Origin of the sequence: Pseudomonas sp. OA65 (assembly GCF_017498305.1) — a bacterium.
Lineage (GTDB): Bacteria > Pseudomonadota > Gammaproteobacteria > Pseudomonadales > Pseudomonadaceae > Aquipseudomonas > Aquipseudomonas zanjanensis.
Window position 1 is genome coordinate 67,574 of sequence record NZ_JAGDEZ010000002.1, and the last position, 23,840, is coordinate 91,413.

Here is a 23,840-nt window from a genome sequence, read left to right on the forward strand (position 1 = left end):
GGAATAGAAAAAGTGGGAAAAGTGGGGTGTGGCCCGGCGGCGCTCAAAGATGTAGGAGGCCTCCTATAGTCCTTGTCGCTTCCAGCTACAGTTTCGAATGCAAAGGACCACCCCCGCTGTCGTCTTGTCTGGCTGTGGGTTTGGCGCGAGTGGGTTTTAATGGCTTCACCGGGCGCCGTTACGCAAAAGGTGCCCTCATCCAAGGATTGGAGCCTGTATATGATCACCTACCCATCTCTTCAACGATCCCGTCCAGTCTCGGGAACAAGGCTGCCGCCGCCGATCCTGGCCGCGGCCAAAAAAGGGGTGATCAACCCCGCTTGGCGCAAAGTTGTGATTGCCGTAAAGCCGTACCCAATGATGACGTGCGGGGACGAGGTGCTGCTGCGTTGGCACGGCCTGAATAATGATGGCGAGCCCTACCGGCACGAAATGGCCGGGTTCGTCACGGAACGGCAAGTAGGGCGAGACGTTGTGTTCGTCGTGCGCGAGCCGCATATCGCCGAGCTGGACGGTGGCTCGCTGGAAATTTCCTACCAAGTGACGGGCAAACGGCTGCCGGCCTCCCTGGTTTCGGAGCAATTGCAGTTGGAAATCGGTGATCCATCGCCGCAACTGTTGCCTGCCATTGCCAGTGATGCGGTTGGTGGAAGCCTTGATCCGAATCGGGTATCGGAAGGCACGTGGGTGCGAATTCGGCCCTACGCCCGGATGGCGGTCGGCGATCGATTGATCCTGACTGCCAGAAAGGGTTCGGAGGCGCTGTGGCGCGATGTGCTAGATATCGAGGTCCATGCGGTTGGTCGTGAGGTATCGATCTGGGTCGATCATTCGCTGTTCGCGCCCCATGTTGGCCACCACTTGGCGTTGGTCTATGTCGTCAGGCGTGGACATTCGGTGCGTCGTGCCGAACCCTTGTCGTTGCACATCGGTCCGCTGTTGCGCCCTGCATTGAAAATCCCGCAGATTCGAGAGGCGCACGATGGATGGCTGGAGGTCGACGAACTGCGAGAAGGGGTAACGATTGTGATCGATGATCCCGGGCTCGAGGCGGGCGAGCTGGTCTGGTTACGGTGCGATGGCAGCTACGCTTATGTTCTTGAGCGTGAAATCACCGTGGCCACGGCAGGCCAGCCGCTGTTTTTTGTGGTACCTGCAAGTTACTGGCAGGAGCAGCTAGGCAGAACGGTGAATGTTTACTATCAGGTCGAGCGCCTGGATGACGTCAGCCAGCGGTCCGAATGGGTGACGGTCCGGGTGCGCTCCCAGACGCCAGGCTGATTCAAGGCGTGCGCAGCCTTTGTAGGAGCGAGCTTGCTCCCACTGGACTCTGGTCGCCTCCAGGATTCCTTGTTCGCAGCGGTTATTCCATCGGCGTGCTGACAAACGCCTCCAGCCCTTCGGCATAGGCGGTGAACGCGCTAATCGACGGGAATGACTTGCCCTGCACTTGGTCCGGCACCACCAGGTTGGTGAAACTCCAGGCCACCGCCACGGTGATACCGGCCTGATCAAGTGTGCCATCGGTGGCCAGTGGCTGTTTCCCCAGTTCTTGCTCCAGCAGGTCATAGGCTGCCGCGAGTTGGCCTTCCACGCGCTCAACCCAGGGAGCGTGTTGGATTTCTGTCGGACGCAGATTGCGTTCGTAGTAGATCTGCACCGACTTCTCGCACGCCGCCAGGGCCAGGCCAATCAGGCGCAGTGAGCGCAGCCGCTGCCCACTGTCGACCGGCACCAGGCTTTTACCCGGCGCGGCCAAGGCCTCGAGATAGTCGATGATCAACGTCGAGTCCATCAGCACGTTGCCATCGTCCAGCACCAGGGTCGGAGCCTTGACCACCGGGTTGATGCGCTGGAATTGGTCGAAATGCCTGAACACCGAAACGGATTCGTGTTCCAGGGCGACCCCCAGGCACTTGGCGGAAATGGCGACGCGTCGCACATAGGGCGAATCCAGCATGCCGATCAGTTTCATGACGCCTCCTTCAAAAAAACTTGCGGGTGTTAATCCTCGAACCCGACCTGTTCATGGATTTCATCGACCTTGAGTTCCAGCCGGTAAGCCACGGCGATGAACAACGCCTGGCACAGGCATAACGTGGCGCTCAACGAACGGAAGGCGAACGAACTGCCTTCGTTTACCAGCAACACCGCATTGGCCCGCTTGGCCAGGGGCGAAAGGTTGCTGTCGGTGATGATAAGGGTCTTGGCCTGGTGATGCTGGGCAATGCGCAGACAGTGCTGGGTTTCCTTGCCGTAGGGCGTGAAGCTGATGGCGATGACCAGGTCATTGGCCCGTACGCTGCGCATCTGTTCGCGGTAACTGCCCCCCAGGCCGGACACCAGGTGAATGCGCTTGTTGGTGTGCTGCAGGTTGTAGACCAGGTAGTCGGCAACCGCGAACGAACGGCGTACGCCCACTACATAGATGTTGTCGGCGTTGACCACCAGGTCCACGGCTTTTTCAAAAGCCTGGTCGTCCAGCTCCAACCCCAGGCGCTCGATGCCTGACAAGGTTGCGTTGACGCATTCGCGGGCCAGGTCGCCGCCGCTGGCCTTCTGCGACTTGTTGGCGATCATGCTGCGGATACGCTGCTGGTAGTTCTGTACCGGGGTGGTCTTGTGGGTGTAGGCCTCGCGGAACAATGCCTGCATCTCGCTGAACCCGCTGAAGCCAAAGCGCTGGGAAAACCGGACGATGGCCGAGGGGTGCACTTCGCATTCCCGGGCAATGTCGCTGATGCGATCCACCATGATCCGGTCGCTCTGCTGGCTCATGTAGCTGGCGATGCGTTTGAGTTGGCGCGGCAGGCTTTCGTATTCATCGGTGATCAGTTGCAACAGGCGCTCGGCATTGATCGGTGGGCTCGGGAGGGCGGGTTCGGACGCGCTCTCGGACGGCGCCGGCAGATCATCGGGGCGGGTCATAGAAAATCCTTCTGGCTTGTTCTTATAGGGCGGCCCGAAAAAAGGTCGGCCCTCGACAATAGGTTGGCTGGTCGCAGTCTACAGCGTAGGCGCAGGGAAAATCATGGGCGGACAAATGTTGCAGCAGTGCTGAAACGATGCACTGTGTCTGGTTCGCTTGGGCTGTAGCGTATTAGAAAAAATATTCCACGTAAAAAATTTATAGAATAATTATTGATTATTGCCCGCGGCTCGTTTTAGTCTGCATTCACCAACAGCGTTGGCGCCGGTGTCGGCGACAAGCGCAGGCTGATAAAAATAACAGGAGCCAGCATGGGCCAGACTCGTTTTGCCAGTGGGCGTCAATTGGATGTGATCTGCCTGGGACGCCTGGGCGTCGACCTCTATGCGCAGCAAGTCGGCGCGCGCCTGGAAGATGTCTCGAGCTTCGCCAAGTACCTGGGCGGTTCCTCTGCCAACATCGCGTTCGGCACGGCACGCCTGGGGCTCCGGTCGGCGATGCTGAGCCGGGTCGGGGACGACCACATGGGGCGCTTCCTGGTGGAATCCCTGGCTCGCGAAGGCTGCGATGTCAGTGGCATCAAGGTCGACCCTGAACGCCTGACGGCCATGGTCCTGCTGGGAATCAAGGACCGGGAAACCTTCCCCCTGGTGTTCTACCGGGAAAATTGCGCGGACATGGCGCTGCGCGCCGAAGACATCGACGAAACGTTCATTGCCTCCAGCAAGGCCCTGCTGATCACCGGCACGCATTTCTCCACCGATGGCGTCTACCAGGCCAGTATCCAGGCGCTGGACTACGCGCAAAAGCACCAGGTCAAGCGCGTCCTCGACATTGACTATCGGCCGGTGCTCTGGGGCCTGGCGGCCAAGGCTGACGGAGAAACCCGGTTCGTCGCCGACCAGAAGGTCAGCCAGCACGTGCAAGGCATCCTGCCGCGTTTCGACCTGATCGTCGGCACCGAAGAAGAATTCCTCATCGCCGGTGGCAGCGAAGACCTGCTGACCGCGCTGCGCACCGTACGCTCGCTGACGGCGGCGACCTTGGTGGTCAAGCTCGGTCCCCAGGGCTGCACGGTGATCCATGGCGCCATCCCGGCTCGGCTCGAAGACGGTGCGATTTACCCAGGCGTACGGGTCGAAGTCTTGAACGTACTGGGCGCCGGTGATGCGTTCATGTCGGGCTTTCTCGCCGGCTGGCTGGAAGATGCCAGCGATGAACGCTGCTGCCAGTTGGCCAACGCCTGCGGCGGCCTGGTGGTTTCGCGTCATGCCTGCGCCCCCGCGATGCCGACCCGCGCCGAGCTCGACTATTTATTCCAAAGCCCGGTGCCGATCACCCGGCCCGACCAGGACGCCGTGCTGCAACGGCTGCACCAGGTCAGCGTACCCCGCAAGGTTTGGAAACAGTTGTTCATCTTTGCCTTCGACCATCGCGGACAATTGGTGGAACTGGCCCAAAAGGGCGGTCGCGAGTTGAGCAGCATCGGCGAACTCAAGCAGTTGTTTATCCAGGCAGTGGCGCGGGTCGAGGCCGACCTGCGGCACCAGGGCATCGAGGCTGACGTCGGTCTGCTGGCCGATCAGCGCTTCGGCCAGGATTCGCTGAACGCTGCCACCGGGCGCGGCTGGTGGGTGGCGCGGCCGGTGGAAGTGCAAGGTTCGCGGCCGCTGGCGTTCGAACATGGGCGTTCCATTGGCAGCAACCTGATCGCTTGGCCACAGGAGCAGATCATCAAGTGCCTGGTGCAATTTCACCCTGACGATGAACCGCTGCTGCGCCTGGAGCAAGAGGCGCAGTTGATGGGGTTGTACAAGGCTTCCCAGGCCAGCGGCCATGAACTACTGCTGGAAGTCATACCGCCCAAGGATCACCCATCACCGCACCCGGACGTGCTCTATCGTGCCCTCAAGCGCCTCTACAACCTCGGTATCTTCCCGGCGTGGTGGAAGATCGAAGCCCAGGGCGCGCAGGAGTGGCAGCAGCTCGATGAGCTGATCCAACAGCGCGACCCGTATTGCCGTGGCGTGGTGCTGTTGGGCCTCAACGCTCCGGCCGCCGCGTTGGCCGAAGGCTTTCGCCAGGCCCGTCGAAGCACCACCTGCCGTGGGTTTGCCGTGGGCCGCACGATCTTCCAGGAACCGAGCCGGGCCTGGCTGGCCGGGGAAATTGATGACGAAACGCTGATCCGGGATGTGCAGGGCAGGTTTGTGGAATTGATCGAGGCGTGGCGCAGTGCCCGCAGTTAAAGGAAGTCAAAGATTGTGAACACTGAACCTGTGGGAGCGAGCCTGCTCGCGATGGCGTCGGGCCTGCCAGCATTAATGTGACTGACCCACCGCTTTCGCGAGCAGGCTCGCTCCCACAGGGGTCATCGTCGCCTTCAATGGTTATGTAAAACAACAAAAAGGTGCAGCCATGCCCGCTATTCGAATTGGCATCAACCCGATTTCCTGGAGCAACGATGACTTGCCGTCGTTGGGCGGCGAGACGCCGTTGAGTACGGCGCTGAGTGAAGGCAAGGCCATCGGCTACGAAGGTTTTGAGCTCAACGGCAAATTCCCCAAGGACGCCAAGGGCGTCGGCGATGTGCTGCGGCCTTATGACCTGGCGCTGGTCTCCGGTTGGTATTCCAGTCGCCTGGCCCGGCGTTCGGCGGCCGAGGAAATCGACGCCATCGCCAGCCACGTCGAGCTGCTGGCGCAGAACGGCGCGACGGTGCTGGTCTACGGCGAAGTGGCTGATTCCATCCAGGGCCAGCGGATTCCATTGGTCGAGCGGCCGCGTTTCCATACGGATGACGCCTGGCAAGCCTACGCCGACAAACTCACCGAGTTGGCGCGCTTCACCTTGTCCCAAGGCGTGCGCCTGGCCTATCACCACCACATGGGCGCCTACGTCGAATCGCCTACGGACATCGATAAACTGATGGCCCTGACTGGCAGCGAAGTGGGCCTGTTGTTCGACTCGGGTCACTGCTACATGGGCGGTGGCGAGCCGTTGCAGGTGCTGCGCAAACACATCGAGCGGGTCTGCCACGTGCACTTCAAGGATGTGCGCAAACCGGTGGTGCAACTGGCGCGCAACAACCTCTGGAGCTTCCCCGACTGCATCATCAACGGCACCTTCACCGTGCCGGGGGATGGCGACATCGACTTCGCCGCGTTGCTCGACGTGCTGCTGGCCGCCGACTATCAAGGCTGGCTGGTGGTGGAAGCCGAGCAGGACCCTGCCGTAGCGCCAAGTTATGCCTACGCCAAGAAGGGCTATGACACCCTGCGCGCCTTGCTGAACGAAAGGAGCCGGTCATGAGCCTGTTGATCAAGAGCCAATCCAGCGGCCGAACCATGGTCCAGTTGCCGGCAGGCGAGTTGGAATACGTCGGCTTCGCTGCCTACCGCCTGCGTCTCGGTGAAACCCTGCCAGTGGCCGCTGGGGACAAGGAGTTGTGCCTGGTGCTGCTCAGTGGTCGCATCAGCCTGAAGGGCGAAGCGCCGGGGCAGGGCGCCTTCGATTGGGACAACCTCGGTGATCGCCAGTCGGTGTTCGAAGACAAGTCACCCTATGCCGCTTATCTGCCGCCGGGCAGCCAGGCCCAGGTCACCGCCCTGAGCGATGTGCAGATTGCTGTGTGCGCCGCACCGGGTTCGGTGCAAAACAGTTATGTCCCACGGCTGATCCGCCCGGACAGCATGAAGCGCAGCGTGCGCGGCAAGGGCGCCAACACCCGCTATGTCTGCGACATCCTGCCAGACAGCGAACCGGCCCATTCGCTGCTGGTGGTGGAAGTGCGTACGCCGTCGGGGCATTCCTCGAGCTACCCGCCCCACAAGCACGACACCGACGACCTGCCGCACCAGAGCTTCCTCGAAGAGACCTATTTCCACCAGGTCAACCCGTCCCAAGGCTTCGTGTTCCAGCGGGTCTACACCGACGACCGCAGCATCGACCAGGCCATGGCCGTGGAGAACAACGACCTGGTGGTCGTCCCCAAGGGCTATCACCCGGTCAGCGTGCCCTATGGGTACGAGTCGTATTACCTGAACGTCATGGCCGGCCCGAAGCGGGTCTGGCAATTTCACAACGATCCGCAGCACAGCTGGCTGCTGGATCTCTGACCCCACACATACGCAGGGAGAACAAGCACGATGAGCGACGCCCCGGTAGTAGGCCATTACATCAACGGTCAGGTGCAGGACAGCGACAATCCGCGGTCCAGCAACGTCTTCAATCCGGCCACCGGTGCGGTGCAGGCGCGGGTGGCCCTGGCCGAGCCGAGTACCGTCGACGCGGCGGTGGCCTCGGCGCTGGCGGCGTTCCCGGCCTGGTCCGAGCAATCGTCATTGCGTCGTTCGCGGGTGATGTTCAAGTTCAAGGAGCTGCTCGATCGTCACCACGACGAACTGGCCCAAATCATCAGCCGTGAACACGGCAAGGTGCTGTCCGACGCCCACGGCGAAGTCACCCGCGGCATCGAGATCGTCGAGTACGCCTGCGGTGCGCCGAACCTGCTCAAGACCGATTTCAGCGACAACATCGGTGGCGGCATCGACAACTGGAACCTGCGCCAGCCCCTGGGCGTTTGCGCCGGGGTCACACCGTTCAATTTCCCGGTGATGGTGCCGTTGTGGATGATTCCCCTGGCGCTGGTTGCGGGCAACTGCTTCATCCTCAAGCCTTCGGAACGCGACCCTTCCGCCAGTTTGCTGATGGCCCGCTTGCTGACCGAAGCCGGCCTCCCGGACGGCGTGTTCAACGTGGTCCAGGGTGACAAGGTCGCGGTGGATGCGTTGTTGCAGCACCCGGACATCGAAGCGATCTCCTTTGTCGGTTCCACGCCCATTGCCGAGTACATCCACCAGCAGGGCACGGCCCACGGCAAGCGTGTGCAGGCCCTGGGCGGGGCGAAGAATCACATGATCGTCATGCCCGATGCCGACCTCGACCAGGCGGCGGATGCCCTGATTGGCGCGGCCTACGGTTCGGCCGGTGAACGCTGCATGGCGATTTCCATTGCCGTGGCAGTGGGCGACGTCGGCGACGAACTGATCGCTCGCCTGCTGCCGCGTATCGACCAGTTGAAGGTCGGCAACGGCCAGCAGCCCGGCACTGACATGGGGCCGCTGGTCACCGCCGAGCACAAGGCCAAGGTCGAAGGTTTCATCGATGCCGGCGTGGCCGAGGGTGCCCGGCTGATCGTCGATGGCCGGGGTTTCAAAGTGCCGGGGGCGGAGCAGGGGTTCTTTGTCGGGGCGACGCTGTTCGATCAGGTCACGGCCGAGATGAGTATCTACCAGCAAGAGATTTTCGGCCCGGTGCTGGGGATCGTTCGTGTGCCGGATTTCGCCACCGCAGTCGCGTTGATCAATGCCCATGAGTTCGGCAACGGTGTGTCGTGCTTCACCCGCGACGGCGGCATCGCCCGGGCGTTCGCCCGCAGCATCAAGGTCGGCATGGTGGGCATCAACGTGCCGATTCCGGTGCCGATGGCCTGGCATTCCTTTGGCGGCTGGAAGCGTTCGCTGTTCGGCGATCACCATGCCTACGGCGAGGAAGGCCTGCGCTTCTACAGCCGCTACAAGAGCGTGATGCAGCGCTGGCCCGACAGCATCGCCAAGGGTCCTGAATTCAGCATGCCGACTGCCCAATAACGCATTTTTTGAATGACTGCCGGAGGGAGAACAACAATGAACAAGCCCCTGCGTTTTGCCTTGAACCGAATGGTTGCCCCGCGCCTGTCACTGCCCGCGTTCATCGACTTGGCCCTGGCGCTGAAAACCGATGCCATCGAGATTCGCAACGACCTCAAGGGTGTCGAGATCGAAGACGGCATGCCGCCGGCCCGCGTCCGTGAGTTGTGCGAGGCCCGTGGCATCAAGGTGCTGTCGATCAACGCCCTGTACCCCTTCGATGTGTGGAACGAAGAGCGCCGCGCCCAGGCCGTGCGCCTGGCCGATTACGCCCGCGAATGCGGCGCCGAGGGGCTGGTGATGTGCCCGCTCAATGACCGCGCCGACCCACGCAGCGAAGCCGAGCGTGCGGCTGGGCTGCGTACCGCCCTCAGTGAACTGGCGCCGATCCTGCGCGCCTTCGGCATCTATGGTTTCATCGAGCCCCTGGGGTTCGAAGAGTGCTCGTTGCGCCGCAAGCGCACGGCGGTGGAAGCGATCAAGGCCATCGGCGGGCTGGATGTGTTCCGCCTGGTGCACGACACCTTTCACCATCATCTGGCGGGGGAGCAGGAATTCTTCCCCGAACTGACCGGGCTGGTGCACATCTCCGGCGTCGAGGATGCCCAAGCGCCGTTGGCGACGATCCGTGACGGCCATCGAGTGCTGGTGGGCGAGGCTGACATCCTTGGCAATGCCAAGCAGATCGAGGCGTTGCTCAGTGGCGGTTATGACGGTTACCTGTCTTTCGAGCCATTTGCCGAGAGCGTCCATGAGCTGGCCGACATCCGCCAGGCGTTGGGGGCGAGCATGAACCACCTGCAAAGCTCGCAGGCATGAGCCCGTTATCAACCTGATGAAGATCCCCCTTGTGGGAGCGGGCTTGCTCGCGAAGGCGGCAGTACATCCAACATTGATGTGGCCTGACATACCGCTTTCGCGAGCAAGCCCGCTCCCACAGAGGAGTGAGCAAACCGCCAGATTTGCATTCCAGACAAGGTGCAAGCATGACCACAACACGACTGACCATGGCCCAGGCCTTGGTGAAATTTCTCGATAACCAGTACATCGAAGTCGATGGCGTCCAGAGCAAGTTCGTCGCCGGGGTCTTTACCATTTTCGGCCACGGCAACGTGCTGGGCCTGGGCCAGGCGCTGGAGCAGGACAACGGCGACCTGGTGGTCCACCAGGGCCGCAACGAGCAGGGCATGGCCCATGCCGCCATCGGGTTTGCCAAGCAGCATCTGCGGCGCAAGATCTACGCCTGCAGCTCATCGGTGGGCCCCGGTGCGGCGAACATGCTGACCGCCGCGGCCACCGCCACGGCCAACCGCATCCCGTTGCTGCTGTTGCCCGGCGATGTCTACGCCAGTCGCCAGCCGGACCCGGTGCTGCAACAGATCGAGCAGTTCCACGACCTGAGCATCAGCACCAACGATGCCTTCAAGGCCGTGAGCAAATACTGGGACCGCATCAACCGCCCAGAGCAGTTGATGACCGCCGCGATCCAGGCGATGCGGGTGCTGACCGACCCGGCCGAAACCGGCGCGGTGACCCTGGCGCTGCCCCAGGACGTGCAAGCCGAAGCCTACGACTACCCGGATTACTTCCTGCAAAAACGCGTGCACCGCATCGACCGCCGGCCGGCCACCGAAGCGATGCTTGGCGATGCCCTGGCGCTGCTCAAGGGCAAGCGCACACCGTTGATTATCTGCGGTGGTGGCGTACGCTACTCCGGCGCCAACGCGGCGTTGCAGGCATTTGCCGAGCGCTTCGAGATTCCTTTTGCCGAGACCCAGGCGGGGAAAAGCGCGGTGGTGTCCAGCCATCCGCTAAACGTTGGCGGTGTCGGCGAAACCGGTTGTCTGGCGGCGAACCTGTTGGCCAAGAAAGCCGACTTGATCATCGGTATCGGCACCCGCTACAGCGATTTCACCACCGCGTCGAAATGGCTGTTCCAGCACCCCGAAGTGCAATTCCTCAACCTCAACATCAGCCCGTGCGATGCCTTGAAACTCGATGGCGTGCAACTGTTGGCCGACGCCCGTTCGGGCCTGGATGCCTTGTCCTCCGCGATGGGCGACTATCGCGCCGAATGGGGCGGGCAGATCGTCGACGCCAAGGCCCAGCTCGACGCGGAAGTGGACCGGATCTATCAGGCGGACTTCCAGGCCGAGGATTTTGTTCCGGAGATCAACGACCACATGGACCCGGCGGTGTTTCGCGAATTCATCGAGCTCACCGGTTCCTGCCTGACCCAGAGCCGCGTGCTCGGTACGCTCAACGAAACCTTGGCGGATGGCGCCATCATCGTCGCCGCCGCTGGCAGCCTGCCCGGCGATTTGCAGCGCAGCTGGCGCAGCAAGGGCGTCGACACTTATCACGTCGAGTATGGTTATTCGTGCATGGGCTATGAGGTGAATGCGGCGCTGGGCGTGAAGCTCGCCGAGCCGGACAAAGAGGTCTATGCGCTGGTGGGTGACGGCTCCTACATGATGCTGCACTCGGAGCTGGCGACCTCGATCCAGGAGCGCCGCAAGATCAACGTGGTGCTGTTGGACAACATGACGTTCGGTTGCATCAACAACCTGCAAATGGAACACGGCATGGACAGCTTCGGTACCGAGTTCCGTTTCCGCAACCCCGAGACCGGCAAGCTCGACGGTGCCTTTGTGCCAGTGGATTTCGCCATGAGCGCGGCGGCCTACGGTTGCAAGACCTACAAGGTCAAGACGCTGGATGAGTTGCACGCGGCGCTGGCCGATGCGCGGCGCCAGACGGTTTCGACGCTGATCGACATCAAAGTCTTGCCCAAGACCATGATCCACAAATACCTGTCGTGGTGGCGGGTCGGCGTGGCGCAAGTGTCCACCAGCGCCCGCACCGATGCCGTCGCCAAGACCCTCAACGAACGACTGGCCAAGGCCCGTCAATACTGATTGCCCCAACCCTACGAAAGGAGTTCCACATGTCTTTGAAGCTGGGCGTCATCGGCACCGGGGCCATCGGCCAGGACCATATGCGTCGTTGCAGCCAGACCTTGCTCAACAGCCAGGTGGTGGCGGTGACCGACATCAACCTCGCCCAGGCGGCGAAGGTGGTGGCCGACTTGAAATTGACCGCCGAGGTCTACCCCGACGGTCATGCTTTGATCAAGGCGCCGGACGTGGAGGCGATCCTCGTCACCTCCTGGGGCCCGAGCCACGAAGAATTCGTGCTGGCGGCGATTGCGGCGGGCAAGCCGGTGTTCTGTGAAAAGCCCCTGGCGGTCACGGCCGAAGGTTGCCGCAAGATCGTCGAAGCCGAAGTGGCCCATGGCAAGCGCCTGGTGCAGGTCGGGTTCATGCGTCCGTACGATGAAGGCTATCGGGCACTGAAAGCGGTGATCGACAGTGGTCAGATCGGTGAACCGCTGATGCTGCACTGCGCCCACCGCAACCCGAGCGTGGGCGAGAACTACAAGACCGACATGGCGATCACCGACACCTTGATCCATGAGCTGGACGTGTTGCGCTGGCTATTGGCCGATGACTACGTCTCGGTGCAGGTGGTGTTTCCGCGCAAGACCAGCAAGGCCCTGGCCCACTTGCGCGACCCGCAGATCGTCCTGCTGGAAACCGCCCGGGGCACGCGCATCGACGTGGAAGTGTTCGTCAACTGCCAGTACGGCTACGACATCCAGTGCGAAGTGGTGGGGGAGACCGGCATCGCCAAGCTGCCGGAACCGTCCCAGGTGCAATTGCGCAGCGGCGCCAAGCTGTCCAACGCGATCCTGATGGATTGGAAGGACCGCTTCATCGCGGCCTACGACGTCGAGTTGCAGGCCTTCATCGATGGCGTGCGCGCCGGGCAAGTGGGCGGGCCGTCGGCCTGGGATGGGTTTGCCGCGGCGGTGGCGGCGGATGCTTGTGTCGAGGCGCAACAGAGTGGGCAGATCGTCAAGGTCGACTTGCCCGAGCGCCCCCATTTTTACGGCTAGATTCATTCTCTGTGGGAGCGGGCTTGCTCGCGAAGGCGTAGTGTCAGTCGCCATCAATGCTGAATGTACCGCCGCCTTCGCGAGCAAGCCCGCTCCCACAGTCGGCTGCGTTCCCCTCAAAGGTACTCGGTCAAATTGTGGGAGCCGAGCTTGCTCGCGATGGTGGCGGTGGGTCAGCTTGCATTGATGTCGACTGGTACACCGCCTTCGCGAGCAAGCTCAGCTCCCACAAGGGATTTGTGGTGAGCAGAGTTCCCGCAGTCACCAGGGAACAAACTGTGGGAGCGAGCCTGCTCGCGATAGCGGTGGGTCAGTCAACACAATGCTGGCTGATCCACCGCCATCGCGAGCAGGCTCGCTCCCACAGGGCCCGGCGTTATTTCCAGATAAGGAGCTTTCATGCGAATCGGACTAGTCGGCTACGGCAAGGGTGGGCGGTTCTTTCATGCGCCGCTGATCAGCAGCCTGCCAGGGGCTACGTTTGTCGGCGTGGTGACGCGGTCCGCCGAGCGCCGTCAACAATTGGCCAGCGATCACCCGGATGCCCAGGCCTTCGACACCCTCGAACAACTGGTCGCAGCCGGCGTTGATGCAGTGGTGGTCTCCACCCCTTTGGACGGTCGCCCGGCCATTGTGATGCAAGCCATCGAGCTCGGCGTGGCGGTCGTCAGTGACAAACCGTTCGCCCCTGACGCCGCCCAGGCCGAGGCCATGGTGTTGGCCGCCGAACAACGCGGCGTGCCGTTGAGCGTGTACCAGAACCGCCGTTGGGATTCGGATTTCCTGACCCTGCGCAAACTGCTGGCCTCTGGTGCCCTCGGGCAAATCATCCGTTTTGAATCCAGCGTCGAGCGTTATTCGCCAGCTTCGGTGGGCAAAGGCAGCGGCGGCGGTTTCCTGCGCGACCTCGGCAGTCATCTGGTGGACCAGGCACTGCAACTGTTTGGCCCGGTGGTGCGGGTCTACGCCGAGCTGGACTACCGGCAGCCCGACCAGGTGTTCGACAACGGCTTTTTCATGTCCCTGAGCCATGCCAGCGGCGTGATTTCCCACTTGAGCGGCCATTGTGTGCAAAACGCAGCGCGTCCACGTTTTCGGGTCAACGGCACCCAGGGTTGTTACACCGTCGAAGGCCTGGACGGGCAGGAGGCCCAGGCGCTGGCCGGCTTGAGTCCGGCGACCGAGGGCGAACGCTGGGGGGCGGAAGAACATCGACGCTGGGGCTGGTTCGAACACGGCACCGAGCGCGAGCGGGTGACCTCCGAGCGAGGCTGCTGGCTGGCGTTCTACCAACAACTGCAAAGCGCGTTGCAGGAAGCCGGCCCGCTGCCGGTGGCGGCCCGTGATGCCTTGGCCACCACGCGTATCCTCGACGCGGCCAGGCGAAGTGCCGAGCAGGGCGAAGTGGTGTGTTTATCCGCGCCTGTAGGGCATGGAATAAAAAACGAATTAAATTCTAAAATCAGTTGATATGGAAAATATTTTCCAATAAAGTCGATTCCAGGTTACCGACAACCCTGTCTGCCTTCTGCCAAGCCAGCCTTGAATGGAGAGAGACGAAACAAAAACAAGAAACACAGCTAGGTACCGTCGATGAAAACCTTCAGCCGCTCTGCGTTTCACCTGCCCCATCTACTGCGCCTGTCCGCAGTCCTTCCCCTGTTCGAATCCCTGTGTATCCAGCGCAAGGGCGCCGTGGTCTGTTGCATGCCCGGTGCGCCCATCGTGCGTTTGCCCCGTTCCTGATCCGTCACGCCTTATCCATAAAACCAACAAAAAAGTGGAGAAAGACCGTTCATGAAAACCAAGACCCGCATTGCCTCGCTGGCCCTGTCGTTGATGCTCACCAGCGGCGCTGCCCTGGCGGACCTGAAGATCGGCGTCAGCATGTCCCAGTTCGACGACACCTGGTTGACCTACCTGCGCGAATCCATGGACAAGAAAGCCAAGTCCCTGCCCGATGGCGTCACCCTGCAGTTCGAAGATGCGCGCAGTGACGTGGTCAAGCAATTGAGCCAGGTGGAAAGCTTCATCAGCCAGAAGGTCGATGCGCTCATCGTCAACCCGGTGGACACCGCCGCGACCCAGCGCATCACCAAGGCCGCGGTGGCCGCCGGTATTCCGCTGGTGTACGTCAACCGTCGCCCGGACGATCCGAAGTTGCCGGAAGGGGTGGTCACCGTGGCCTCCGATGACCTCGAAGCCGGGCGCATGCAGATGCAATACCTGGCCGACAAGATGGGCGGCAAGGGTGACATTGTGATCCTGCTGGGTGACCTCGCCAACAACTCCACCACCAACCGCACCAAGGGTGTCAAGGAAGTGCTGGCCAAGTACCCAGGCATCAAGATCGAACAGGAACAGACCGGCATCTGGTCGCGGGACAAGGGCATGACCCTGGTCAACGACTGGCTGACCCAAGGCCGTGAATTCAATGCGGTGGTGTCCAACAACGACGAAATGGCCATCGGCGCGGCCATGGCCCTCAAGCAAGCGGGCACCCAGAAAGGCAGCGTATTGATAGCCGGGGTCGATGGCACGCCGGACGGTTTGAACGCCATCAAGAAAGGCGACATGGCGGTCTCGGTGTTCCAGGACGCCAAGGGCCAGGCCGATGGCTCCATCGACACGGCGGTCAAAATGGCCAAGGGCGAGAAAATGGCGTCCGTCGTGGTGCCGTACCGCCTGATCACGCCGGAAAACGTCGATCAGTTCAAGTGACGTTCAACCCGGTCCCACCACAACAATAAGCAGGCAAGGTTGCAACGCCGACCTTGCCGAGGGAGTACCTGATCATGTTCGCTTCAGCGACTGCTTCGAGCGCCCCGGCCATGACTTTCCAGCCGGACGTATTACTTGATGAGCCGTACCTGCTGGAAGTCGTCAATGTCAGCAAGGGCTTTCCCGGTGTGGTGGCCCTGTCCGATGTTCAATTGCGTGTACGCCCCGGTTCCGTGCTGGCCCTGATGGGCGAGAACGGTGCGGGCAAATCCACCTTGATGAAGATCATTGCCGGCATCTACCAGCCGGACGCCGGCGAGCTGCGCCTGCGGGGCAAGCCGGTGACGTTCGACACGCCGCTGGCGGCGTTGCAGGCCGGCATCGCGATGATCCACCAGGAACTGAACCTGATGCCCCACATGAGCATCGCCGAAAACATCTGGATCGGCCGCGAGCAGCTCAACGGCCTGCACATGGTCGACCATGGCGAAATGCACCGCTGCACCGCCCGGCTGCTGGAACGCCTGCGCATCAAGCTCGACCCCGAGGAGCAGGTCGGCAACCTGAGCATTGCCGAGCGGCAGATGGTGGAGATTGCCAAGGCTGTCTCGTATGACTCCGACATCCTGATCATGGATGAGCCGACTTCGGCCATCACCGAGACTGAAGTCGCCCACCTGTTCTCGATCATTGCCGACCTCAAGTCCCAGGGGAAAGGCATCATCTACATCACCCATAAGATGAACGAAGTATTCGCTATCGCCGATGAAGTAGCGGTGTTTCGCGACGGCGCCTATATCGGCCTGCAACGGGCCGACAGCATGGACGGCGACAGCCTGATTTCGATGATGGTCGGGCGCGAGCTGAGCCAGTTGTTCCCGGTGCGCGAGCAACCCATCGGCGAGCTGGTGCTGTCGGTGCGCGACCTGAGCCTGGACGGCATCTTCAAAGGCGTGTCCTTCGACCTGCATGCCGGGGAAATCCTGGGCATCGCCGGGTTGATGGGCTCGGGCCGGACCAACGTGGCCGAAGCGATTTTCGGCGTGACCCCGAGCACCGGCGGCGAAATCCTCCTCGACGGCCAACCGGTGCGCATCACCGACCCGCACATGGCCATCGAAAAAGGCTTCGCGCTGTTGACCGAGGACCGCAAGCTCAGCGGCCTGTTCCCGTGCCTGTCGGTGCTGGAAAACATGGAGATGGCCGTGCTGCCCCATTACGTCGGCAACGGCTTCATCCAGCAGAAAGCCCTGCGCGCCTTGTGCGAGGACATGTGCAAGAAGCTGCGGGTCAAGACCCCGTCGCTGGAACAGTGCATCGACACCTTGTCCGGCGGCAACCAGCAGAAAGCCTTGCTGGCGCGCTGGTTGATGACCAACCCGCGGATCCTGATCCTCGACGAGCCGACCCGTGGCATCGATGTCGGCGCCAAGGCGGAGATCTATCGGCTGATTGCCTTCCTTGCCAGCGAAGGCATGGCGGTGATCATGATTTCCTCGGAGCTGCCGGAAGTATTGGGCATGAGCGACCGGGTCATGGTGATGCACGAAGGCGACCTGATGGGCACCCTCGACCGCAGCGAAGCGACCCAGGAACGCGTGATGCAACTGGCCTCGGGCCTGTCCTGATGCCTTTCGGCTCAGGTAAATAAAGTCGAGCAAAAATGTGGCGAGGGAGCTTGCTCCCGCTGGGGCGCGAAGCGGCCCTGTGTCGGCTCGCAATACGGCCCAGCGGAGCAAGTTCCCTGGCCACGGATCAAAAAAGGTGATTGGCTATGAACGCGATACTGGAAAACAAACCCGCGGCAGCACCGAACAGGACCCGGCGGCGGTTGCCGACGGAACTGAGCATCTTCCTGGTGCTGATCGGCATCGGCCTGGTGTTCGAAATGTTCGGCTGGATCATGCGTGACCAGAGTTTCCTGATGAACTCCCAGCGCCTGGTGCTGATGATCCTGCAAGTGTCGATCATCGGTCTGCTGGCCATCGGCGTGACCCAGGTGATCATTACTACCGGGATCGACCTGTCGTCCGGCTCGGTGCTGGCGCTGTCGGCGATGATCGCTGCCAGCCTGGCCCAGACCTCGGACTTCGCCCGGGCGGTGTTTCCCTCGCTGACGGACTTGCCAGTGTGGATACCGGTGGTGGCCGGGCTCGGCGTCGGGCTGCTGGCCGGGGCGATCAACGGCAGCATCATTGCCATCACCGGCATCCCGCCGTTCATCGCCACCCTCGGCATGATGGTCTCGGCCCGTGGCCTGGCGCGCTACTACACCGAAGGTCAGCCGGTGAGCATGTTGTCCGATTCCTATACCGCCATTGGTCACGGTGCGATGCCGGTGATCATCTTTCTGGTGGTGGCGGTTATCTTCCACATCGCCCTGCGCTACACCAAGTACGGCAAGTACACCTACGCCATTGGCGGCAACATGCAGGCGGCGCGGACCTCGGGCATCAACGTCAAGCGCCACCTGGTGATCGTCTACAGCATCGCCGGTTTGCTCGCAGGGTTGGCCGGCGTGGTGGCCTCGGCACGGGCGGCGACCGGGCAGGCGGGCATGGGCATGTCCTATGAGCTGGACGCGATTGCGGCGGCGGTGATCGGTGGCACCAGCCTGGCGGGCGGGGTGGGGCGCATCACCGGCACCGTGATCGGCGCGCTGATCCTCGGGGTGATGGCCAGCGGTTTTACCTTCGTCGGGGTCGATGCCTACATCCAGGACATCATCAAGGGCTTGATCATCGTGGTGGCGGTGGTCATCGACCAGTACCGCAACAAGCGCAAACTCAAGCGCTGATCAGCGAAAGTTGCGACAAAGCGCCACGCCTGACCCGCGTGGCGCTGCCATTTGTCTTCTTAATACAGCAATTGCAGCGAATTTCTTGTTATAAACGCACTCCGATGACTGCCAAACGCCTGTCAGAGAACATTTGAGGGGGTTGTCGGACATTTTCCCTATGTTTTCAGTTGCTGAGGCCTCGACTCGGCCTTAGACTGCCGCCCCTCGTAAATTGAGTGCCGGGTGGCGCTTGGAATAGACGGCGCCTTTCCCGATGAGCGTGGCAGCTGCGCTGCGGGACGCTCCATAATTCGCCTTAATGCACGTTTTTTTATAGAGAAATCAATGACAAAGGAAAAGTTGCTGGCCATGCCGGCGGATGACTACATGAATGCCGAGCAGCTGGCTTTCTTCACCAAGCTGTTGCAGAACATGAAGGTCGAAACCCACGAGCGCATCGAACAGAACCGAATCGCCATTGAGAGCCTGGACACCCCGGCCGACCCGGCGGACGCTGCTTCCGTAGAAGAAGAGCGTACCTGGCTGGTCAACGCCATCGATCGCGACCAGCGCATGCTGCCTCAACTGGAGCAGGCCTTGGACCGCATCAACGACGACAGCTTCGGCTGGTGCGACGACAGCGGCGAGCCGATCGGCCTCAAGCGCCTGCTGATCAGCCCGACCACCAAGTACTGCATCGAAGCCCAGGAACGTCACGAACAGATCGACAAGCACCAGCGTCAGGCCTGATTCGCATTGTTCAAAAAGATCGCGACCTTTTGACGAAGGCCGCGATCTTTTGCTTTCGCCTGTGCTCGTTTGTCTACTCCCGTTGACCTGCTGCAAGAACACGACTAATGGACCATGGATAATGGCTCGGTAGTGGCGTTTAATGCAGTCATAACAACGAGAATGTGGGTGACGAACATGGCGACAGACGGAACGCTGGCGGGTGCGGTGCCGGCCTCGGTACCCGAAACGAAAGGCGCGGCGCGCTGGCTGACGCCAACCTTGCAGAGTCTGGCCCTGGCCTTGCTGCTGTGCGGCATGGCCTTGGGCGGCTGGTCGTTGTACCTGGGCCTGCCGCTGGTGATGCTGATCGTCTGGTTGCCGCGCCTGCGTTCACGCGTGGCCGCGGCAGCCGCACCCAGCACCGACACCCTGGCCGAGTTGACCCGCGACTTGTCCTACACCACCAGTCATAACGCCCTGTCGGCCGCCGGTGTTGCTTATTCGGTCAAGCAACTGGCCGGCAAGGTCCAGTCCCAACTCGATGCGGCGGCGCAGATCGTCAGCAATGCCGAATCGATGATCGCCACCGAACAGGCCACTTCACAACTCAGCCAGCAAGCCCTGGGCGCCGCCAGCGAGGCCCATCGCAGCAGCGTGGCCGGGCGCAGCGAACTGGTGGAGTCCATCAGCCGCATGCACCAGCTCAGCCAGCGGGCGAATGACAGCCGTGAACTGATCGAAGCCCTGAGTGTACGCAGCGATGAAATCCAGCGGGTCAGCCTGGTGATCCAATCGATCGCCAGCCAGACCAACCTGCTGGCACTGAACGCGGCCATCGAGGCGGCCCGGGCTGGTGAGCACGGCCGTGGGTTCGCGGTGGTGGCCGATGAGGTTCGCGGGCTGGCCGGGCGTACCGCCGCGGCGACCGGCGAAGTCGGGGTGATGGTGGCCGACATCCAGCAGCGCACCGCCCAGGTGGTGGAGCAGATCCGCCAACTGGCCGCCGACCTGGACAGTGGCGTGCAGCAGGTCGAGCACACCGGCCAGCACCTGGAGAACATCGCCCGGCTTGCAGAAGGGGTTGAAACCCAGGTCGGTGCCATTGCCCAGGGCACCGACACCAATCGCGAACAACTCGACAGCCTGTTCCACGCCATCGAACAGATGCGCAGCGACCTGTCCATCAGCGACCAGCAGACCCAGCGCCTGGCCGAGGCGGCGGTGCAGATGGAAGGCCAGGCCGAAACCATCAGCGAACGCCTGGCCGAGGTGGGCCTCGACGATTATCACCAACGGGTCTACGACCTGGCGCGGGAAGGGGCGAGCCAGATCGCCGCGCAGTTCGAGGCCGATATCGACCAGGGCCGTGTCAGTCTCGACGACCTGTTCGACCGTAACTATCAACCGATCCCCAATACCCAGCCGGCCAAATACCAGACCCGCTTCGACCGCTACACCGACCAGGTTCTTCCGGCGATTCAGGAACCCCTGCTGGCCCGCCACGAGGGCCTGGTGTTTGCGATCGCCTGCACTCAGCAGGGTTATGTGCCGACCCATAACAAGGTCTTCAGCCAGCCGCTGACGGGGGATCCCCAGGTGGACACGCTGAATAACCGCACCAAGCGCAAGTTTTCCGATCGCACCGGGATCCGCTGCGGCAGCCACCAGCAGCCGGTGCTACTGCAGACCTATACTCGGGATACGGGGGAGTTAATGCATGATCTCTCGGTGCCGATCATGCTCAAGGGGCGTCATTGGGGCGGCTTGCGCCTGGGCTACAAACCCGAGAAGCCGCGCTAAGCCTCGACGCCACAGATATGACTGTGGGAGCAAGGCTTGCCCGCGATGAAGACGACGCGGTTTTCCAGGAAACCGAGGCGCTTGCATCGCGAGCAAGCTTTGCTCCCACAGGTAATTCCCTCGCCACAAGAGCGGTGGTGAATGCTATTAATGGGCCTTGCCGCTAGTTGCCGTCGTGCAGGCGCACGTTCAGTTGGTCTACCAGCACCGCTTCTTCGCCGTCGGCCAGCAGCCATTCCTGGAGCAGCTCTTTCTGCTGGTCCGTCCAGAAATCAGCCTCCACCAACTTAGTTTCCGGGGGCAGTGGGTGGGCCACGATAAAATCGTCAATGGCATTGCCGTCGGAGGGCAGGCCGAGTTGGTCGAACAGGGTCTTGAGGTCGTGGGAAGGTTGTTCCATGGAAGTCTCCTTTGATCGGGCGCCATCATGGCGCCTCGGTGCTTCCTATATCTGAGGCAAGCGCTTATCAGGAGTTCGATTGGAATCAGTCTTTCAAGGCGCCTTCGTCCACGGCCGCCTTTAACGCCTTGGCTGCCTCTCTGGCGGCCTCGGCAGCGACTTGGGAAGTCTTGAACCAGCGATCCTTTTCCACCTGATGGCAGCTGACGGTGGTCAACGGCGGCTTGGCACGCATCACGATGACAGCCTGGAACTCGCCTTCGACTTCTCTGGCTTCGCCCCGGATAAAAAATTCGCCAATATCAAATTCCGTCACGTCGCGCCTGCTCCTTGAATCATTAGGGTTGCGCGATCCGTCGATGAACCACGGTTTTCGCTCGGCGGGCAGTATGGCAGCAGTTTCCCCTCGGCGGCTGAGTTAAGTCATGGACGGGCACGGATGTGTCGAGGCACTGTGTTCGAGACGCCTGGCCAGGTAGCAAGCCTCGTTATGGTCGGTTCGGAAACCTCTTACACGTCCAGTCGATGTTTCTTCAATGTGGAAAAAACACTTACCGGCCAAGACGACCCGATATCGGGGTTGAATCAACGAAATTGGCAGGCATTCACCTTCGTCAAAGCTGTTGGCTGTTTCAACGATGCGAGGGGCGACGGGGTAGGGCTGGGTGGCGAAGCTAGTCATTATGAATTCCTTTTCATGGTTTACCGACGAATTGCCGGGTACTTCGAGTAGTCTCCACGCCGTCGGCTGCTCTAGAATCAGCAGGGCGTGTGAACGGTTGCGCCTATCTAAAGCAATTTTTTTTGGGCTCGATGTCAGAAAAATGCTTTTTTAAGTGAGAAATTTCCCTAAAGTTAGTAGTCCCAACTTTTCCGATGCTCAGAGTGGCGTTTTCCTTCAGCCTCTGGCGACCCCCCGGGAAAGACGGCGAGGGCGGCAACCTTTAGTCTGCTCTCGGCCCGGGACAGGGCGCGCCGTTCATTTCGAATTTCAGTGACAGGTCCATTACGACACTACAGTCGGTACGGGTTCTCGTGGTCCGTCCTTTGCGCAGGGCGGGTCTTTTTCAAAGATGGGGATGTTTCCTTGGCAGTAAGTAATCTCGACATGCATGCGTTGTTCGTACTCGGTGACCTGCGGGCAAAACTGGTCAAACTATTCCAGTCACGTTTCGTCTACGTCACCGAGCAGACCGCCGAAGGTATTTATGTTGCCGAAATCGACACCGAGTCGGCCCTGGTGGTCGATGACAAACCCAGGCTGGAGCTCAAGGTCGGTGATCATTTTCGCGCGGCGGTATTGCCCAGCCGTGAAGGCGGCAAGTTTGAAATCCGTTTTCGCGAGATCAAGCTGACGGTTTATGGCCTTGGCGATTACGCCTTCGTCACGACCCCTGGTGGTCATGCCATCCTGTTCAAGGAAGGCCACAGCGTGGTGACCGTGTTCGCGGCCAACGAACAGTTACAGGAAGGCTTGACCAAGACCTTGAAGGCGGTCACTGCCAAGGCCGCCAAGTGGCGCAAGGGCGAACTGGTCACTTTCAAGGCCAGTGAGTGACCGTTCTGGAGCCGGCGCGCCCAAACCGCTGATAGTTTCTCAAGATCTCGCTGGAACCTCGGCTACAGTCAATTGACTGAACTATTCAGGGGCTTGCGTTTCGTTACGCAGGGCCGTTCAGGGATTGCTGTTATCTGGCACGAGGTGCAAAGCATGAGACGAGTTCGACAGTGGCTGGCTGCCTGGGCCACCTTTGCTGTGTTGGTTTCACCCCTTCCGGTGTCGGCCGCCACAGCGCCGATCCACTTTGCCGACTTGAACTGGGAAAGCGGCAGCCTGATCACCGATATCCTGCGAGTCATCGTCGAAAAGGGCTATGGATTGCAGACCGACACCTTGCCCGGTACCACCATCACCCTGGAAACCGCCCTGGCCAATAACGACATCCAGGTGATCGGCGAGGAATGGGCCGGCCGCAGCCCGGTGTGGGTCAAGGCCGAGGCTGAAGGCAAGGTGGTCGCCTTGGGCGATACGGTCAAAGGTGCGACCGAAGGTTGGTGGGTGCCCGAGTACGTCATCAAGGGCGACCCGGCCAAGGGCATCAAGCCATTGGCACCGGACCTGCGCAGCGTCGAAGACCTGGCGCGCTACAAGCACGTGTTCAAGGACCCGGAGAGCCCCGACAAGGGCCGCTTTCTCAACAGCCCCATCGGCTGGACCTCCGAGGTGGTCAACAAACAGAAGCTCAAGGCCTATGGCCTGTCCGACAGCTACGTGAATTTTCGCAGCGGCTCGGGGGCGGCACTGGATGCGGAAATCAGCTCGACGATCCGCCGGGGCAAGCCGATCCTGTTTTACTACTGGTCGCCCACGCCGCTGCTCGGGCGCTTCAAGCTGGTGCAGTTGCAAGAGCCGCCATTCGATGCCGAGGCCTGGAAAACCCTGACCGATGCCGATAACCCCAACCCGAAGCCGACCCGCTCACTGGCCTCGAAACTGTCGATTGGCGTCTCCGCGCCGTTCCAGAAGCAATACCCGGACATTGCCGAGTTCTTCAGCAAGGTCGACTTGCCCATCGAGCCGTTGAACAAGGCCCTGGCCGACATGAGCGAGAAACGCACGCCACCCCGCGAAGCCGCCGAGGCGTTCCTCAAGGCCCATCCTGAGGTCTGGCAGACCTGGTTGCCCAAGGAGGTGGCCGACAAAGTGTCCGCCGGTCTCTAGTGCCAGCGGGTTGAACCCTTGATCCTGGGCAATGAATGATTCGCTGGAAACTGGCAACCTGCGCCAGTCCAGCGAAATGCCAAATTCGAGCTAGGATGATTGTTCAACC

The 23,840-nt window shown here is 61.4% G+C and carries 22 protein-coding genes; 17 read left to right on the forward strand and 5 right to left on the reverse strand.

Annotation, left to right across the window (positions count from 1 at the left end):
- The first annotated feature begins 219 nt into the window (after window positions 1-219).
- Window positions 220-1,281 (forward strand): hypothetical protein, encoded by a 1,062-nt coding sequence (locus tag J3361_RS02020; protein ID WP_243458708.1) that lies wholly within the window; start codon window positions 220-222, stop codon window positions 1,279-1,281.
- Window positions 1,282-1,363: 82 nt separating this feature from the next.
- Here the strand turns inward: J3361_RS02020 and J3361_RS02025 are convergent, their stop codons facing one another.
- Both J3361_RS02025 and J3361_RS02030 read right to left on the reverse strand, forming a co-directional pair.
- Entirely contained in the window at window positions 1,364-1,975 is a 612-nt protein-coding gene (locus tag J3361_RS02025) for a glutathione S-transferase (RefSeq protein ID WP_207961968.1), read from the reverse strand.
- 29 nt (window positions 1,976-2,004) lie between these two features.
- Window positions 2,005-2,928, reverse strand: a complete 924-nt coding sequence (locus tag J3361_RS02030; protein WP_003202885.1) for a MurR/RpiR family transcriptional regulator — start codon at window positions 2,926-2,928, stop codon at window positions 2,005-2,007.
- 312 nt (window positions 2,929-3,240) lie between these two features.
- Here J3361_RS02030 and iolC point away from each other — a divergent pair, with 312 nt between their 5' ends.
- The 14 genes from iolC (at window position 3,241) to J3361_RS02100 (ending at window position 20,609) form a co-directional block, all read left to right on the forward strand.
- Window positions 3,241-5,178 carry a 5-dehydro-2-deoxygluconokinase gene (gene iolC / locus J3361_RS02035; RefSeq protein ID WP_207961970.1) on the forward strand — a complete coding sequence of 646 codons (1,938 nt, stop codon included), beginning with the start codon at window positions 3,241-3,243 and terminating at the stop codon, window positions 5,176-5,178.
- Window positions 5,179-5,347: 169 nt separating this feature from the next.
- On the forward strand, window positions 5,348-6,241 hold the full coding sequence (gene iolE / locus J3361_RS02040) for a myo-inosose-2 dehydratase (protein ID WP_207961972.1): 894 nt from the start codon (window positions 5,348-5,350) through the stop codon (window positions 6,239-6,241).
- Window positions 6,238-7,047, forward strand: coding sequence for a 5-deoxy-glucuronate isomerase (gene iolB / locus J3361_RS02045; protein ID WP_207961979.1), 810 nt, complete (start codon window positions 6,238-6,240; stop codon window positions 7,045-7,047). The genes iolE and iolB overlap by 4 nt, the downstream gene beginning before the upstream one ends.
- Window positions 7,048-7,077: 30 nt before the next feature.
- Complete coding sequence (locus J3361_RS02050) at window positions 7,078-8,580, forward strand: CoA-acylating methylmalonate-semialdehyde dehydrogenase (protein ID WP_207961981.1); 1,503 nt, start codon at window positions 7,078-7,080, stop codon at window positions 8,578-8,580.
- Between the two features lie 36 nt (window positions 8,581-8,616).
- Window positions 8,617-9,438, forward strand: coding sequence for a TIM barrel protein (locus J3361_RS02055; RefSeq protein WP_207961989.1), 822 nt, complete (start codon window positions 8,617-8,619; stop codon window positions 9,436-9,438).
- A 167-nt stretch (window positions 9,439-9,605) separates the two neighbouring features.
- On the forward strand, window positions 9,606-11,537 hold the full coding sequence (iolD, locus tag J3361_RS02060; RefSeq protein WP_207961994.1) for a 3D-(3,5/4)-trihydroxycyclohexane-1,2-dione acylhydrolase (decyclizing): 1,932 nt from the start codon (window positions 9,606-9,608) through the stop codon (window positions 11,535-11,537).
- A gap of 29 nt (window positions 11,538-11,566) precedes the next feature.
- Window positions 11,567-12,577, forward strand: coding sequence for a Gfo/Idh/MocA family oxidoreductase (locus tag J3361_RS02065; RefSeq protein ID WP_207961996.1), 1,011 nt, complete (start codon window positions 11,567-11,569; stop codon window positions 12,575-12,577).
- Between the two features lie 399 nt (window positions 12,578-12,976).
- Window positions 12,977-14,047, forward strand: coding sequence for a Gfo/Idh/MocA family oxidoreductase (locus tag J3361_RS02070; RefSeq protein WP_207961998.1), 1,071 nt, complete (start codon window positions 12,977-12,979; stop codon window positions 14,045-14,047).
- Window positions 14,048-14,170: 123 nt separating this feature from the next.
- Window positions 14,171-14,323 carry a hypothetical protein gene (locus J3361_RS02075; RefSeq protein ID WP_172436103.1) on the forward strand — a complete coding sequence of 51 codons (153 nt, stop codon included), beginning with the start codon at window positions 14,171-14,173 and terminating at the stop codon, window positions 14,321-14,323.
- Between the two features lie 51 nt (window positions 14,324-14,374).
- A complete protein-coding gene (locus tag J3361_RS02080; protein WP_207962000.1) occupies window positions 14,375-15,298 on the forward strand; it encodes a sugar ABC transporter substrate-binding protein in 924 nt (307 codons plus the stop codon).
- Between the two features lie 74 nt (window positions 15,299-15,372).
- Window positions 15,373-16,926 carry a sugar ABC transporter ATP-binding protein gene (locus J3361_RS02085; protein WP_207962002.1) on the forward strand — a complete coding sequence of 518 codons (1,554 nt, stop codon included), beginning with the start codon at window positions 15,373-15,375 and terminating at the stop codon, window positions 16,924-16,926.
- A gap of 146 nt (window positions 16,927-17,072) precedes the next feature.
- A complete protein-coding gene (locus J3361_RS02090; protein ID WP_186710404.1) occupies window positions 17,073-18,095 on the forward strand; it encodes an ABC transporter permease in 1,023 nt (340 codons plus the stop codon).
- Window positions 18,096-18,422: 327 nt separating this feature from the next.
- Window positions 18,423-18,827, forward strand: a complete 405-nt coding sequence (locus J3361_RS02095; RefSeq protein ID WP_003202859.1) for a TraR/DksA C4-type zinc finger protein — start codon at window positions 18,423-18,425, stop codon at window positions 18,825-18,827.
- Window positions 18,828-19,004: 177 nt separating this feature from the next.
- On the forward strand, window positions 19,005-20,609 hold the full coding sequence (locus tag J3361_RS02100) for a methyl-accepting chemotaxis protein (RefSeq protein ID WP_207962004.1): 1,605 nt from the start codon (window positions 19,005-19,007) through the stop codon (window positions 20,607-20,609).
- Window positions 20,610-20,772: 163 nt separating this feature from the next.
- On the opposite strand, the gene J3361_RS02105 is transcribed toward J3361_RS02100, so the two are convergent.
- The 3 genes from J3361_RS02105 to J3361_RS29785 all read right to left on the reverse strand — a co-directional run bounded on the left by J3361_RS02105 (window position 20,773) and on the right by J3361_RS29785 (window position 21,649).
- Entirely contained in the window at window positions 20,773-21,009 is a 237-nt protein-coding gene (locus J3361_RS02105; RefSeq protein ID WP_207962006.1) for a DUF2789 family protein, read from the reverse strand.
- Between the two features lie 85 nt (window positions 21,010-21,094).
- Window positions 21,095-21,325 carry a hypothetical protein gene (locus J3361_RS02110; protein ID WP_207962008.1) on the reverse strand — a complete coding sequence of 77 codons (231 nt, stop codon included), beginning with the start codon at window positions 21,323-21,325 and terminating at the stop codon, window positions 21,095-21,097.
- Window positions 21,326-21,427: 102 nt separating this feature from the next.
- Window positions 21,428-21,649, reverse strand: a complete 222-nt coding sequence (locus tag J3361_RS29785) for a hypothetical protein (RefSeq protein WP_347709609.1) — start codon at window positions 21,647-21,649, stop codon at window positions 21,428-21,430.
- A gap of 468 nt (window positions 21,650-22,117) precedes the next feature.
- Here J3361_RS29785 and J3361_RS02115 point away from each other — a divergent pair, with 468 nt between their 5' ends.
- Window positions 22,118-22,567: a hypothetical protein gene (locus J3361_RS02115; protein WP_207962382.1), complete on the forward strand. Its 450-nt coding sequence runs from the start codon at window positions 22,118-22,120 to the stop codon at window positions 22,565-22,567.
- 153 nt (window positions 22,568-22,720) lie between these two features.
- Window positions 22,721-23,731: an ABC transporter substrate-binding protein gene (locus tag J3361_RS02120; protein WP_207962010.1), complete on the forward strand. Its 1,011-nt coding sequence runs from the start codon at window positions 22,721-22,723 to the stop codon at window positions 23,729-23,731.
- The last annotated feature ends 109 nt before the right edge of the window (window positions 23,732-23,840 follow it).